The organism is Vibrio sp. Vb1755 (genome assembly GCF_033338635.1).
In the GTDB taxonomy this organism is placed as follows: Bacteria; Pseudomonadota; Gammaproteobacteria; order Enterobacterales; family Vibrionaceae; genus Vibrio; species Vibrio alginolyticus.
On record NZ_JAWOTA010000004.1, the window covers coordinates 90,634 to 105,687 of the forward strand.

Annotated in this window: 14 protein-coding genes and 1 riboswitch; of the genes, 11 read left to right on the forward strand and 3 right to left on the reverse strand. The window is 44.8% G+C overall.

The window, feature by feature from the left end; genetic code table 11:
* Positions 1-158: 158 nt before the first annotated feature.
* A riboswitch (molybdenum cofactor riboswitch) is annotated at positions 159-293 on the forward strand.
* The 11 genes from moaA to R7E00_RS06140 all read left to right on the forward strand — a co-directional run bounded on the left by moaA (position 282) and on the right by R7E00_RS06140 (position 10,383).
* Entirely contained in the window at positions 282-1,271 is a 990-nt protein-coding gene (moaA, locus tag R7E00_RS06090; protein WP_065274716.1) for a GTP 3',8-cyclase MoaA, read from the forward strand. Its footprint overlaps the riboswitch before it by 12 nt.
* Before the next feature lie 101 nt (positions 1,272-1,372).
* On the forward strand, positions 1,373-1,885 hold the full coding sequence (gene moaB, locus R7E00_RS06095) for a molybdenum cofactor biosynthesis protein B (protein WP_005388935.1): 513 nt from the start codon (positions 1,373-1,375) through the stop codon (positions 1,883-1,885).
* Positions 1,886-1,911: 26 nt separating this feature from the next.
* The gene (moaC, locus tag R7E00_RS06100; RefSeq protein ID WP_005380779.1) at positions 1,912-2,391 is read left to right on the forward strand and encodes a cyclic pyranopterin monophosphate synthase MoaC; all 480 of its coding nucleotides are present in this window, start codon (positions 1,912-1,914) and stop codon (positions 2,389-2,391) included.
* Positions 2,388-2,645: a molybdopterin synthase sulfur carrier subunit gene (moaD, locus tag R7E00_RS06105; protein WP_005388938.1), complete on the forward strand. Its 258-nt coding sequence runs from the start codon at positions 2,388-2,390 to the stop codon at positions 2,643-2,645. The genes moaC and moaD overlap by 4 nt, the downstream gene beginning before the upstream one ends.
* Before the next feature lies 1 nt (position 2,646).
* Complete coding sequence (moaE, locus tag R7E00_RS06110) at positions 2,647-3,102, forward strand: molybdopterin synthase catalytic subunit MoaE (RefSeq protein ID WP_318124415.1); 456 nt, start codon at positions 2,647-2,649, stop codon at positions 3,100-3,102.
* Between the two features lie 531 nt (positions 3,103-3,633).
* Positions 3,634-5,310, forward strand: a complete 1,677-nt coding sequence (locus tag R7E00_RS06115) for an ABC transporter substrate-binding protein (RefSeq protein WP_222712460.1) — start codon at positions 3,634-3,636, stop codon at positions 5,308-5,310.
* Positions 5,311-5,438: 128 nt separating this feature from the next.
* Positions 5,439-6,359 carry an oligopeptide ABC transporter permease OppB gene (gene oppB, locus R7E00_RS06120; protein ID WP_005380786.1) on the forward strand — a complete coding sequence of 307 codons (921 nt, stop codon included), beginning with the start codon at positions 5,439-5,441 and terminating at the stop codon, positions 6,357-6,359.
* 15 nt (positions 6,360-6,374) lie between these two features.
* Entirely contained in the window at positions 6,375-7,277 is a 903-nt protein-coding gene (gene oppC / locus R7E00_RS06125) for an oligopeptide ABC transporter permease OppC (protein WP_017633861.1), read from the forward strand.
* A 27-nt stretch (positions 7,278-7,304) separates the two neighbouring features.
* Positions 7,305-8,276: an ABC transporter ATP-binding protein gene (locus R7E00_RS06130; protein WP_005380792.1), complete on the forward strand. Its 972-nt coding sequence runs from the start codon at positions 7,305-7,307 to the stop codon at positions 8,274-8,276.
* Positions 8,255-9,268, forward strand: coding sequence for a murein tripeptide/oligopeptide ABC transporter ATP binding protein OppF (gene oppF, locus R7E00_RS06135; RefSeq protein ID WP_272926331.1), 1,014 nt, complete (start codon positions 8,255-8,257; stop codon positions 9,266-9,268). Before R7E00_RS06130 ends, oppF begins: the two co-directional genes overlap by 22 nt.
* Positions 9,269-9,435: 167 nt before the next feature.
* On the forward strand, positions 9,436-10,383 hold the full coding sequence (locus R7E00_RS06140) for a glutathione S-transferase family protein (RefSeq protein ID WP_206958076.1): 948 nt from the start codon (positions 9,436-9,438) through the stop codon (positions 10,381-10,383).
* 114 nt (positions 10,384-10,497) lie between these two features.
* Here R7E00_RS06140 and R7E00_RS06145 read toward each other — a convergent pair whose 3' ends face one another.
* The 3 genes from R7E00_RS06145 to R7E00_RS06155 all read right to left on the reverse strand — a co-directional run bounded on the left by R7E00_RS06145 (position 10,498) and on the right by R7E00_RS06155 (position 14,741).
* Positions 10,498-10,920, reverse strand: a complete 423-nt coding sequence (locus tag R7E00_RS06145; RefSeq protein ID WP_005380804.1) for a hypothetical protein — start codon at positions 10,918-10,920, stop codon at positions 10,498-10,500.
* Between the two features lie 343 nt (positions 10,921-11,263).
* The gene (pta, locus tag R7E00_RS06150) at positions 11,264-13,408 is read right to left on the reverse strand and encodes a phosphate acetyltransferase (RefSeq protein WP_005380805.1); all 2,145 of its coding nucleotides are present in this window, start codon (positions 13,406-13,408) and stop codon (positions 11,264-11,266) included.
* Between the two features lie 136 nt (positions 13,409-13,544).
* Positions 13,545-14,741: an acetate kinase gene (locus R7E00_RS06155; protein ID WP_005380807.1), complete on the reverse strand. Its 1,197-nt coding sequence runs from the start codon at positions 14,739-14,741 to the stop codon at positions 13,545-13,547.
* Positions 14,742-15,054: the final 313 nt, after the last annotated feature.

Genomic DNA, 15,054 nt, shown 5'->3' on the forward strand with positions numbered 1-15,054 from the left:
CTAATAAAAAACGGCTACAATTTATCTTAAGGAGTGTCTTAAAGGTACTCACTTAGCGGTAAATTGTGTCTCTAGAGAGTTTTTTATCACTCAAGTCTGGATTCCATTACAAATATTAAGTATTTTACACCGCAAAGCTATCAGAGGTTTCATATCTCTGGTTGCCATAACTCCGAGCTCACTATTGCTAAGTCCGAGGATAAGCGTTTTGAGCCAGTGGCGTACTGTCACAAGGGCATGATTGGAAATGGCCATGCCTCCCGTGTTTGGAAAGGTGTTCCGTGGCGCAACAATTCGAAGACAAATTTCATCGTAAGTTCTATTACTTGCGTCTGTCTGTGACCGACGTATGTAATTTCAAATGTACCTATTGCCTTCCTGATGGCTATAAGCCATCGGGCAATAAAAACTCGTCTTTTTTATCTCTCCCTGAAATCAAACGGGTCGTAAAAGCATTCGCTGATTGTGGCACGTCAAAAGTGCGCATCACTGGTGGTGAGCCTAGCTTGCGCAAAGATTTCACTGACATCATTCATTCTGTCGCAACGACGCCAGGCATCAAAAAGGTGGCGACGACGACCAACGGCTACAGAATGGCGAAGCAAGTTGCAGACTGGCGTGAAGCCGGTTTAACAAACATCAACGTGAGTGTAGATAGCCTTGACCCGCGTATGTTTCATCAAATCACAGGTGAAAATAAGTTTACTGAAGTCATGAATGGTATCGAACGTGCGTTCGAGGTCGGTTATGAGCAAGTAAAAGTTAATGTGGTGTTGATGAAAGATCTGAACCATCACGAGCTGCCAGCGTTTCTTAACTGGATAAAAGATCGTCCAATCCAACTGCGTTTCATTGAGTTGATGCAAACGGGTGAGATGGATGAGCTATTTAATAAGCACCATGTATCCGGAGTTGCAATTCGTAACCAGCTAATTGCAAATGGTTGGTTGCTGAAAGTGCGCTCGCATAATGATGGTCCTGCGCAAGTATTTGTTCATCCTGATTACAAGGGTGAAATAGGTCTTATCATGCCTTATGAAAAAGACTTTTGTGAAAGCTGCAACCGACTGCGCGTTTCTGCGATGGGTAAGCTGCACCTATGTCTGTTTGGAGACCACGGTGTAGAATTGCGTGATCTTTTGGAACGTGATGAGCAAGAGAGTGAGCTTATTGAACGTATCCAGGCGCAGTTACAAACAAAGTCGGTAAGCCACTTCTTGCATGATGGTAATACTGGTATGACGCCACACCTCGCGTCTATCGGCGGCTAACTTCATTCAATTTTTAGAGCGAGCTCAGTGATAAGCTGGCTCTAACTTTTTCCGAATCGATACTAAGCGTATCAAAGCTAATTAAGAGAATAGGTGAACAAATGGGTCACGCTGAAAGCAAATTCCAACCTGCAAATATTGCCGTTCTAACGGTATCTGACACTCGTACTGAAGAAAACGATACCTCTGGTCGTTACCTAGCTGAGCATGCTCAAGAAGCGGGTCACAACGTAGTAGACAAGCAAATTGTTATTGATGACATGTATAAGATCCGCGCGATTGTTTCTCAATGGATTGCTGATGAAAGCGTACAAGCGATCATGATTACTGGCGGTACAGGTTTCACCTCACGTGATAGCACGCCAGAAGCACTTAAGCCTCTATTTGATAAAGAAGTTGAAGGTTTTGGTGAGTTGTTCCGTATGGTGTCGTACGAAGAGATCGGTACGTCTACGATTCAGTCTCGTGCGATTGCTGGTTTTGCTAACCACACCGTGATCTTCGCAATGCCTGGTTCAACTGGTGCGTGTCGCACAGGCTGGACAAAAATTATTAAACAGCAGTTGGATGCAAGTCATCGCCCTTGTAACTTCATGCCACACCTATCTGTATAACCTTTCCTAAAAGCGAAGGAAAAATAATGACCCAATTTACACATATCAATGCTTCTGGCGAAGCAAACATGGTTGACGTGTCAGCAAAAACGGAGACGGTTCGTGAAGCTCGTGCTGAAGCATTTGTTCACATGGCCCCAGAAACACTTCAACTGATTGTCTCTGGCCAGCACCACAAAGGTGATGTATTTGCGACGGCTCGTATTGCTGGTATTCAAGCTGCGAAGAAAACTTGGGATTTGATTCCACTTTGTCATCCGCTACTACTCTCTAAAGTTGAAGTTCAACTGGAAGCTATCGAAGCAGAAAACAAAGTTCGCATCGAATCAGTATGTAAACTTGCGGGTAAAACTGGTGTGGAAATGGAAGCGCTCACGGCAGCTTCCGTTGCTGCTCTAACGATTTACGATATGTGTAAAGCAGTACAAAAAGACATGGTCATTGGTCAAGTTCGTCTACTAGAGAAAACGGGTGGTAAATCTGGTCACTTTAAGGTGGAATCATGATTAAAGTACTTTTCTTTGCTCAAACTCGCGAGCTGATTGGCATCGACAGTGTCGAGTTAGACGGGCCGTTTGAAACGGTGGAATCCATTCGTGCACATCTAGTGGAAGAAGGCACTAAGAAAGATGGCAAGTGGGATTTAGCGCTCGAGCCAGGAAAGCTACTTGCTGCAGTGAACCAATCCATCGTCCCTCTGGATACACAAGTAAAAGCAGGTGACGAAGTTGCGTTTTTCCCGCCGGTAACTGGGGGTTAAGATGGATTCTCGTGTTTCTGTACAAATTGAAGACTTTTCGGTTGAGCAAGAATATCAACGTCTATCTGAAGGGACGGCTGCCGGCGCTGTCGTTACATTCGTTGGTAAAGTTCGAGATATGAACCTTGGGGATAATGTCATTGGTTTACATCTAGAGCACTATCCGGGGATGACAGAGAAGAGCTTGAGCGACCTTTGCGATCAAGCTGAGTCTCGCTGGCCACTATTAGGTGTACGCGTTCTTCATCGTGTCGGAGATATGGATAGCGGTGATCAAATTGTATTTGTGGGCGTTTCCAGTGCGCACCGCGGCGCGGCATTTGATGCGTGCGAGTTCATCATGGATTATCTGAAAACCCAAGCACCATTTTGGAAAAAAGAGCGTACGACGAATGAAGATCGTTGGATTGAGTCGCGCGACACCGATCATCAAGCTGCACAGCGTTGGGAAAAATAGAACTAACCCGCATTCTAGTGAAAAAAGCTAAGTGCTAATGGCACTTAGCTTTTTTTGTATTTATCTTCATTGTATTGCTCACTTTGTTTCAATATTTCCTATCTTTTGTCTGGTGATATTCTTCACAATAAAAGTTTTTTGCCCAATATATAAACAATTATTTGTTAGACTTGATTTGTCATAAATGTTAAATGATGTGTAAATATCTAGCATAAGATGCTAGTAAATGGTTTAAACTCAGATTAATCGAAAGTTTCGCCTGTTAAATGTCGCTTCTGGTCTTTATTTGGCTGGTGAATGCTTTGGGGTTAGAGTTTACTGCTAGATATGTGTGGTTTAGTCAGCATTATTGGTTTTTTTGCTACATTTTTATGGCAAATTACTTCAATGATTGCTAATGTGTGCCGCAGTCTTTGTAAGGTTTTAGACTTTTGTGCTCAGAAAGTGCACTAAAAAAATCTAAAACTCTGACCGTTCCAGGCCCTTACAAAGAAGTCATGGATGCTAACGAAAAAATTTGGAGTTTTACGCATGTATAAGAATAAAATCACGCGCGCTTTATTTATTGGTGCTGGTCTTTCTCTCGCTCTAGCTGGTTGTGGTGAAAAGCCTGCGGAGAAACAAGCTGCTGAGCCTGCTCCGGCTCCAGCCCCTGAAGCTAAATCTGATTCTAAAGAGCCAAAACTTGCTGCTGTTCAAGAATTGGTGCGTGGTAACGGTACAGAAGTTGCGACAATAGACCCTCATAAATCTCAAGGTGTTCCAGAATCCCACGTGATTCGCGATCTTCTTGAAGGCCTTGTAAACCAAGATGCGGACGGTAACACTATCCCTGGTGTTGCAGAATCTTGGGAAACTGAAGACAACAAAACATACACTTTCCACTTACGTGAAGACGCAAAATGGTCAAACGGTGATCCTGTCACTGCAGGTGATTTCGTTTACAGCTTCCAACGTGCAGTCGATCCAGCAACCGCCTCTCCATATGCTTGGTACATGGAATACACCAAGATGAAGAACGCAAAAGACATTGTTGCGGGTAAAAAAGATAAGAGCGAGTTAGGTGTTAAAGCGGTTGACGATCACACGTTAGTGGTTGAGTTAGATACTGCAGTACCATATTTTGTAATGATGATGGGCCACACGACAGTGAAACCTGTTCATCAAGCAACTGTTGAAAAGTTCGGCGATCAATGGACGAAGCCAGAGAACTTTGTAGGTAACGGTGCTTATGTTGTTGACAACTGGGTTGTAAACGAGCGTTTGGTTCTAAAACGTAACGAACAGTACTGGGACAACGAAAACACGACGCTTGACCAAGTTACTTTCCTACCAATCGAGAACCAAGTAGCGGAAATGAACCGCTTCCTAGCGGGTGAAATCGACTTCACGAACGAGCTGCCTACAGAGCACTTCAAGCGTCTGAAGAAAGAGCACCCACAAGAAGTGTCTGTAACCGGTAACTTATGTACTTACTACTACATCTTCAATACGAAGAAAAAGCCGTTTGATGATGTTCGCGTGCGTAAAGCGATTTCTTATGCGATTGACCGTAACATTGTGACTGATGCGATTTTAGGTCAAGGTCAAAAGCCAGCTTACTTCCTAACACCTGAAATTACGGCAGGTTTCAACCCAGAAATCCCTGCATACGGCAAAATGACGCAAGAAGAGCGTAACGCAGAAGCTGCGCGTCTATTGGAAGAAGCGGGTTACGGCGCAGACAACCCTCTTGAATTTAACCTTCTATACAATACATCAGAGAACCACAAGAAACTTGCGGTTGCACTGGGTTCAATGTGGAAGAAGACGCTTGGTCTAGACGTTACGCTAGAAAACCAAGAGTGGAAAACTTACCTATCTACCAAAGATTCTGGCAACTTTGAGGTTGCTCGTGCAGGTTGGTGTGGCGACTACAACGAAGCTTCATCTTTCCTAACGCTGATGATGAGTAATAACACTACTGGTGGTATTCACTACGACAGCAAAGAGTACGATACGATCATGAACAAAGCATTTGCTTCAACTTCTGACGAAGAGCGCCAAGCACTTTACCTAGAAGCAGAGAAGTTGATGGCAAAAGATATGCCAATCGCACCTATCTACCAGTACGTGAAATCACGTCTACTATCACCGAAAGTTGGTGGCTTCCCAGTAAATAACGCGGAAGACAAGATTTACTCTAAAGATCTCTACATCACAGAGTAATTCGTAACTCGATAGAACTATAAAAATGAGGCCCTACATGTGAGAAATTGCATGTAGCGCCTATCTTTAGTCCAAAAGAATTGGACGACTTCTTTAATTTAACTGTCACAGACTGAAAGAGTGAGTTTATGCTTAAATTCATCGCAAAAAGGATATTTGAGGCGATCCCAACAATGTTGGTTTTGATCACCGTATCTTTCTTTCTTATGCGCTTTGCACCGGGAAACCCTTTCTCGACAGAGCGTCCATTGCCACCCGAAGTAATGGCAAATATCGAAGCTAAATATGGCTTGGATAAACCTGTATTTGAACAATACACCACGTATTTGACCAATGTTATCCAAGGTGATTTCGGACCGTCATTTAAATACCTTGATTACTCAGTAAACGAGCTGATCGCGGTTGCCTTACCTGTTTCGGCTAAAGTGGGCTTCATCGCCTTTATCTTTACTTTGATAATGGGGGTTACCGTCGGTACCATTGCTGCGCTCAAGCAAAATACTTGGATTGATTACACCATTATGTCGACTGCGATGCTTGGTGTCGTAATGCCATCCTTTGTATTAGCGCCTGCGCTTATCTACATATTCTCGCTTCACTGGAATATCTTCCCTGCGGGCGGTTGGCAAGATGGTAGCTGGCAGTATTTAGTGCTTCCTGTTATTGGTATGTCGCTACTGTATGTTGCTACCTTTGCTCGTATCACGCGTGGTTCGATGATCGAAACCCTAAACAGTAACTTTATTCGTACGGCACGTGCTAAAGGTCTAAGTTACCGTTACATCATTATCAAACACGCTCTGAAGCCGGCACTTCTCCCTGTTGTTTCTTACATGGGGCCAGCTTTCGTAGGTATCATCACCGGCTCCGTTGTTATCGAAACCATTTTTGGTCTGCCTGGTATTGGTAAACTATTCGTTAACGCTGCATTTAACCGTGACTACTCGCTAGTAATGGGGGTAACCATTCTGATTGGTTTCCTATTCATTCTATTCAACGCGATTGTAGATATTTTACTTGCAATGATTGACCCGAAAATTCGCTACTAACAGGGACGTTTGGTTATGTTAACGAAAAAAGAAAACCTAGAAGCGATTGAGAAATTCTCCGAAAACTTGGAGATTGAAGGTCGTAGTCTTTGGCAAGATGCTCGTATCCGTTTCATGCGCAATAAAGCGGCGATGGTGAGCTTATTCCTTCTTGTTCTAATGACGTTGGCGGTTATTATCCTGCCAATGATCGCACCGTACACATTTGATGATACTGACTGGTACGCGATGCACGTTGCACCGAATGCTGACCATTGGTTTGGTACTGACAGCTTAGGCCGTGATTTATACGTGCGTACGCTAATTGGAGGTCGTATTTCGTTGATGGTGGGTGTTATGGGTGCATTTGTAGCGGTACTGATTGGTACGCTCTACGGCGCAGCATCTGGTTTCATCGGCGGTAAAGTTGACCGCGTAATGATGCGTATTCTAGAAATTTTATACGCGGTACCGTTTATGTTCCTGGTGATTGTACTGGTAACATTCTTCGGTCGTAACATCATGCTGATCTTCGTTGCGATTGGTGCTATCGCATGGCTAGATATGGCGCGTATCGTACGTGGTCAGACTCTTAGTCTACGTAGCAAGGAGTTTATCGAAGCGGCACATGTGTGTGGTGTAAGCAACTGGAAAATCATTACTCGTCATATCGTACCGAACGTACTGGGTATTGTAGCGGTATACTCTACGCTGCTTATCCCAAGTATGATTCTAACGGAATCATTCCTATCATTCCTTGGTCTTGGTGTTCAGGAACCAATGACAAGTTGGGGCGCTCTTCTACAAGAAGGTGCACAGACAATGGAAGTAGCAATCTGGCAGCTGGCATTCCCAGCAGTGTTCATGGTTGTGACGCTATTCTGCTTCAACTACGTTGGTGACGGCCTGCGCGATGCGCTGGATCCAAAAGACAGATAATTAAAAGATAAGATTAAGGAAGCAATGATGAGCTTATTAGATGTCAAAGATCTGCGCGTCGAATTCACCACGCAAGATGGTATCGTAACCGCAGTAAACGATTTGAACTTTTCTCTCAACCAAGGCGAAACCTTAGGTATCGTTGGAGAGTCGGGATCAGGTAAATCTCAAACCGTATTCGCAATCATGGGCCTTTTGGCTAAGAACGGTATTATTTCTGGTAGCGCAAAGTTTGAAGGCAAAGAAATCCTAAACTTACCAGAAAAAGAACTGAACAAAGTGCGTGCGGAACAGATCGCAATGATCTTCCAAGACCCAATGACATCACTGAACCCTTACATGAAAGTGAGTGATCAGTTGATGGAAGTGCTTATGCTGCACAAAGGCATGGGCAAAGCGGAAGCATTTGAAGAATCAGTACGCATGCTGGAAGCGGTAAAAATCCCTGAAGCGCGTAAGCGTATCACGATGTACCCGCATGAGTTTTCAGGCGGTATGCGTCAGCGTGTAATGATCGCGATGGCGTTGTTATGTCGTCCTAAACTGCTTATTGCCGATGAGCCAACAACAGCACTTGATGTGACGGTACAAGCACAGATCATGGACTTGTTGAATGAGCTGAAATCTGAGTTCAACACAGCGATCATCATGATCACGCACGACCTTGGTGTGGTTGCAGGTTCGTGTGACAAGGTGCTGGTGATGTATGCAGGCCGTACTATGGAGTACGGTAACGTAAACGAAATTTTCTACAATCCAAGCCATCCTTATGCGGAGGGGCTGCTGAAGGCGATTCCTCGCCTCGATACTGAAGGTGAAATTCTGCCGACCATTCCTGGTAATCCACCAAACTTGCTTCGTCTACCGCCGGGCTGCCCTTATCAAGAGCGCTGTCACCGTGTGATGGATCGTTGTAAGCGCGAGGCGCCAATTCTGACACCATTTGGTGATGGTCGTCAGCGTGCATGTTTTTCTGAATGGGAGGCTTGGAACAAATGAACGCAGTAGACAAAAAACTAATTCTGGACATTTCTGAGCTGAAAGTTCACTTCAGCATTGCCTCAAAGTCGGCATGGCCGTGGTCAAAGCCTTCGAGCCTGAAAGCGGTAGATGGCGTGAATGTTCGACTATACGAAGGGGAAACGCTTGGTGTAGTAGGTGAATCAGGTTGTGGTAAATCGACGTTTGCTCGTGCCATCATTGGTCTGGTTGAAGCTACTGACGGCCAAGTAGTGTGGTTGGGTCAAGACCTTACTAAAATGAAAAGCGTTCAGCGCCGTGAGACGCGTAAAGAAATTCAGATGATTTTCCAAGACCCATTGGCATCGCTGAATCCGCGTATGACTGTTGGTGATATCATTGCTGAACCTCTTGAGACATTCTATCCAGAACTGTCTAAGCAGGAAGTGAAAGATCGCGTTAAAGAGATGATGGCGAAAGTTGGCCTATTACCTAACGTGATTAACCGTTACCCACACGAGTTCTCGGGTGGTCAGTGTCAGCGTATCGGGATAGCGCGTGCGCTTATCCTTAAGCCTAAGATGATCATTTGTGACGAGCCAGTATCGGCGCTTGATGTATCTATTCAAGCTCAGGTGGTTAACCTACTTAAAGAGATTCAAAAAGAGTTAGGGCTTTCTCTGGTATTCATTGCGCATGACTTGTCTGTCGTTAAACACATTTCAGATCGCGTTTTAGTTATGTATTTAGGTAATGCCGTGGAACTTGGCGAGGCCGAGGCTCTGTTTGCTGATCCTAAGCACCCATATACGCGTGCGCTGATGTCTGCGGTTCCGATCCCGGACCCGGATATTGAGCGCAATAAGAAAATCCAAATGTTAGAGGGTGATCTTCCTTCACCTATCAACCCACCGTCGGGTTGTGTATTCCGCACTCGTTGCCCACAAGCAACCGAAGAGTGTGCGAAGACGAAGCCAAGCATTTTAGGTAATGACGTTCACGCTGTATCTTGTTTACACGTTAGTGTATAAATTCAGCCTGTGACGGGCTTAAGCGCGACACCTTCATCGGGTCGCGCTTTTTTTATGTGTCTGATTTATACATTCGAATTTCTTGAACATGATGTCCTAAGTTCGATGATTCTCTGTTTGATAGGAAACGCTAATATAGACACAAACAGAACGAGAGGAGAGCAATCATGGGTAAGTTGGTTGAAGGTGTTTGGCAAGATGTCTGGTATGACACAAAATCAAATGGTGGCAAATTTGTGCGCGAAGATGCCGGATTCCGTAACTGGGTTAAAAACGACCCTGATGCGGAGTTTACACCAGAGTCCGGTCGATACCATTTGTATGTCTCTCTTGCTTGTCCTTGGGCACATCGAACCCTCATTTTCCGCAAGCTGAAAGGTTTAGAACCACATATTGATGTCACGGTCGTTTGCCCTGATATGCTCAGCCAAGGTTGGCAAATGGGGCTTCCTGAGCCATTGTTTGGTCACACGCGCATGTATCAAATTTACACGCAGGCCAAACCCGATTACACGGGCCGCGTAACCGTGCCTGTACTTTGGGATAAAAAGACCAATACTATTGTGTCAAACGAGTCGTCAGAGATCATTCGCATGTTTAACTCGGAGTTCAATGCGTTAACAGGGAATCACGACGACTACTATCCAGAACATCTAAAACACGTTATTGATGAGTGGAACGATTTTGTTTATCCGAATGTCAACAACGGAGTGTATCGTTGTGGCTTCGCGACTACACAAGAGGCGTATGAAGAAGCGTTTGATTCTTTGTTTAATGCGTTAGATAAAATCGATGCTCACTTAGCGACGCATCGTTACTTAGCAGGGAACACAATTACTGAGGCTGATTGGCGTTTGTTTACGACTCTTATTCGTTTTGATGCGGTGTATGTTGGGCATTTCAAGTGTAACAAGCAGCGCATCGCAGACTACGAAAATATACAAGGCTACTTAAAAGAGTTATATCAAGTCGAAGGCGTCGAAGAAACGACGGATTTCTATCACATTAAACGCCACTACTACTTCAGCCACACTGGGATTAATCCGACGCAAGTTGTACCAAAAGGGCCTGATTTAGACCTAAATACTCCTCATGGAAGAGAAAGGATTGGCTAGTTTGCTGCTTCCATCGCAAATGAAAAAGTACTTAACGGTTAGCAATGACGTTAAGTACTTTTGTGTCATCTAAATACCGGGAGTAGGAAGTTTACTTTTTCATTCATCGCCACCTTACTTAGCGCGTACGATGTCCATCACTAGCTTTCCGTCCACTTTTACAGGACCGTCCTCTTTAGCGCCGAGCGTATACTCAAACACACCAGTCTTCATGCCACCTTTCTCTCCGTGGACCATTAACATCAGCATATCGCCTGATTCTACTGGTTCCATCAAAATTGCATTTACGTTTTCATTCTTTCCCATTTTTAACGGAGCGTAGCCGATAACAGGACCAGGCTTCATTGATTCGTCTGTTCGGTGGACAACCATCCACCCATTGTCATCAGCATGAGCCATTTCAGCGGTCACCGTTCCTCCGGACATATCTTGATCGACGCCTTTAATACTCGGGGCGGAAAAGCTGAATGAAGAAAAACTAATCAGAAACGCAGCTAAACCAAACTTTATCAGTGATGTATTGATGAAATCCTTCATATGTATTCCTTAGCAGTCAATGAGTTTGTGTATTGCAGTAGCTTTTACGTATTTCCTAGCAAAAAAGTTTAGCTAAAACGTAAATAATGCCGATAAATTGAACAGGGACCGTGCTGCTTTGGAGCCAATGCATTTTTGGGAGTGGGTCAATCGGTGTAATAACAAGCACGAGCAATGTCGGTTAGGTATGGGGGGGCGATAGGGAGAAAAGCTTTGTGCACCAGTAATTATAGGTTGTGCAGTAATTGGTATAAAAAACAAATAAGTGTTCTGGCCAGCAATAGAAAAAGCCCTCGACGAATCGAGGGCTTTGTATCTATATCCAACTAGATGTCAGAAGCGATTATTTAGCTTCTTGGTCTGCTTGGATAGCTGTTAGAGCGATGGTGTACACGATGTCGTCTACTAGCGCGCCACGAGACAAGTCGTTTACAGGCTTACGCATACCTTGCAGCATTGGACCGATAGATACTAGGTCAGCTGAACGTTGTACCGCTTTGTAAGTTGTGTTACCCGTGTTTAGGTCTGGGAATACAAATACTGTCGCTTTACCTGCAACTGGAGAGTTTGGTGCTTTAGAAGCAGCAACGTTTTCCATAATAGCAGCGTCGTACTGTAGAGGACCGTCAATGATAAGATCAGGACGTTTCTCTTGAGCCAGTTTTGTTGCTTCACGTACTTTATCAACGTCTGCACCCTTACCAGATTCACCTGTAGAGTAAGAGATCATTGCAACGCGTGGTTCGATACCGAATGCTGCTGCAGAGTCAGCAGATTGGATAGCGATTTCAGCAAGCTGTTCAGCAGTTGGATCTGGGTTGATTGCACAGTCACCGTAAACCAGTACTTGATCAGGCAGAAGCATGAAGAATACTGAAGATACGATAGACGCATTTGGTGCCGTCTTGATGATTTGGAACGGAGGAACGATAGTGTTCGCCGTAGTGTGAACAGCACCAGAAACTAGGCCGTCAACTTCGTCGTTCTCAAGCATCATTGTGCCTAGGAATACTGAATCTTGTAGCTTCTCACGAGCCACAACTTCAGTCATGCCTTTCGCACCGCGCAACTCAACTAGGCGAGCAACGTAGTTTTCACGAACAGCATCTGCATCAATGATGGTTACACCAGTACCTAGCTCAACGCCTTGTTGAGCCGCTACGCGACGGATTTCATCTGGGTTACCTAGAAGTACACAGTCTGCAATGCCGCGTTCAGCACAGATCGCTGCTGCTTTAACTGTGCGTGGTTCGTCACCTTCTGGAAGAACGATACGCTTACCTGCTTTACGAGCAAGTTCAGTTAGCTGGTAACGGAACGCTGGTGGGCTTAGACGACGAGACTTCTGAGTGCCTTCAGTCATAGACTCGATCCAGTTACCGTCGATGTGGCCAGCAACGTGTTCGTTGATGAACTCGATACGCTCTTTATCGTCTGCAGGTACTTCGATGCTGAAGCTCTGTAGGTTTAGAGACGTTTGCCAAGTGTTACCTTGTGCTTTGAATATAGGTAGACCAGTGTCGAATGCTGGTTTACATAGGCCTTCGATTTCGCTAGGGATATCGTAACCGCCAGTTAGCAGTACAGCACCAATATCCACACCGTTCATTGCAGCAAGAGAAGCAGCAACGATAACATCAGGACGGTCTGCAGAAGTAACAAGTAGAGAACCCGGTTTGAAGTGCTCAATCATGTTTGGCAGAGAACGTGCACAGAAAGTGATGCTCTTGATGCGACGAGTGTTGATGTCACCTTCGTTGATGATATCTGCTTTCAGGTGCTTAGCCATGTCGATTGCGCGAGTCGCAATCAGATCAATGCTCCATGGCACACAACCTAGTACACGAATTGGAGAAGTGTTAAAAATTTCCATCACTTTCAATTCGTTTTGTTTCGCGCTGTCTGCATCGTCAAAGATTTCAGATAGGTCAGGGCGAGTACGGCCAGCTTCGTCAACAGGAGCGTTTAGCTTGTTGATGATAACACCTGAGATGTTTTTGTTTTTAGTGCCGCCGAAGTTAGAACATGCTACTTCGATACGCTCTTTCAGTTGCGCAGGGTTATCAGTACCTGGAGTCGCAACTAGCACGATTTCTGCACCAAGTGTTGCCGCGATTTCCGCGTTTACTTGGTTTGCAAATGGGTGCTTACGAGTAGGTACAAGACCTTCGATTAGCGTAACGTCTGCGTCTTTGTTGATTTGGTTGTAACGTTCAACAACGGTTTCTAGCAGCTCGTCCATGTTGTCGTTACCGATTAGGCTTTCAGCAACAGACATCGCCATTGGTTCACCGATCTTCATATCGCTGTTACGACCAACGATAGTTGAAGTCAGATCTGGCTGATCACCACCTGAACGTGGCTGACAGATTGGCTTGTAGAAAGAAACTTTAACGCCTTTACGCTCCATAGCGCGAAGAACACCCATGCTAACGCTTGTTAGGCCAACGCCTGCGCTAGTAGGGATAAGCATAATAGTACGAGACATTCGTAGAGTACCTTTAGCTATTTGGGGGATAAAAGCTCAACTCTTATTCCATGAAGCTCGAAGAATAGGAGTTGAGCCCCTAAGAAATTCGTTTGAATGAAAATCTGGCTAGCCGAGTGGCTAGCCAGGAATTCAATTAAAGACCTGTCAGGCGAGCAGTGTCTTCAGCGATGACTAGCTCTTCGTTAGTAGAGATAACCATTGCAGGGATACGGCTGTTTTCAGTCGTGATAACGCCTTCGCCGCCGAAGCGAGCTTTAAGGTTAGCTTCGCTATCTACTTCGATACCGAAGATGCCAAGACGGTTTAGAACCATTTCACGGATAGGGCCAGAGTTCTCGCCGATACCGCCAGTGAAAGTGATTGCGTCTAGACGGCCTTCCATTGAAGCAGTGTAGCCAGCAACGTATTTAGCTAGACGGTGACAGAACACGTCCATTGCGCGTGTTGCTTCTTCTTTTTGACCGTAGTTGTCTTCAACGAAACGACAGTCAGAAGTCACTTCAGTTAGACCTTGAAGACCAGACTCTTTAGTTAGCATCGTGTTGATTTGATCAACAGAGTAACCTAGAGCGTCGTGTAGGTGGAAGACGATAGCAGGGTCGATGTCGCCACAGCGAGTACCCATTACCAGACCTTCAAGTGGAGTAAGACCCATAGAAGTGTCTACAGATTGACCGTTCTTGATCGCACATACAGATGCGCCGTTACCTAGGTGACAGTTGATGATGTTTACTTCTTCAACTGGTTTGTTTAGTAGGCCTGCAACTTCACGAGTGATGAACAAGTGAGAAGTACCGTGCATGCCGTAACGACGGATACCGTGTTCTTTGTATAGGTTGTATGGAAGAGCGTATAGGTAAGACTCTTCAGGCATAGTTTGGTGGAACGCAGTGTCAAATACAGCAACGTTTTTCAGCTCTGGGAAGTTTTTCTTAGCCGCTTCGATACCGATGATGTGAGCAGGGTTATGAAGAGGTGCAAATGTTGCAGCGTCTTGAATACCTTTTAGAACTTCATCAGTAATTAGTGCAGATTGAGTGAACTGCTCGCCGCCGTGAACGATACGGTGACCGATTGCGCCTAGGTTAGCTTTAAGCTCTGGCTTAGAAGCAAGAATAGTTTCTACCATAAACGCTAGTGCTTCTTCGTGAGCTGCACCATTGCCTAGTTGAGCTTCGTGCTTGCCATCAAGTTTCCACTTGATGCGAGCTTCAGGAAGGTGAAGACACTCAGCAAGACCTGACAAGTGCTCGTCGCCGTTCTCGGCATCAACAACGGCAAATTTAAGAGAAGAACTACCGCAGTTTAAAACTAAAACTAGCTTAGACATGTATGACTACCTGTTATTCGTCTGATAAAAAATCAGTTAAAGAATGAAAAATTAATCACAAGAATAGCCGATACCCAGAAGGCTGCGTACTAATCCTGGTCAAAAATTGTTCTAATTCCATATAAAGAAATAGTGATGAACCCTTCCATCACTATGATGCGATCCGTGCAGATAGATATCTCGGAGTTGCTTAAATTGTAAATAACAGCAACAATGAGATTGAGGGTCTGCAAAGGATAGCGATAATAAGCAATGATAACAAAAAAAATTTGAAAGAATATTAACTTTCATCAATTTTTTGTACCTTCAGTTG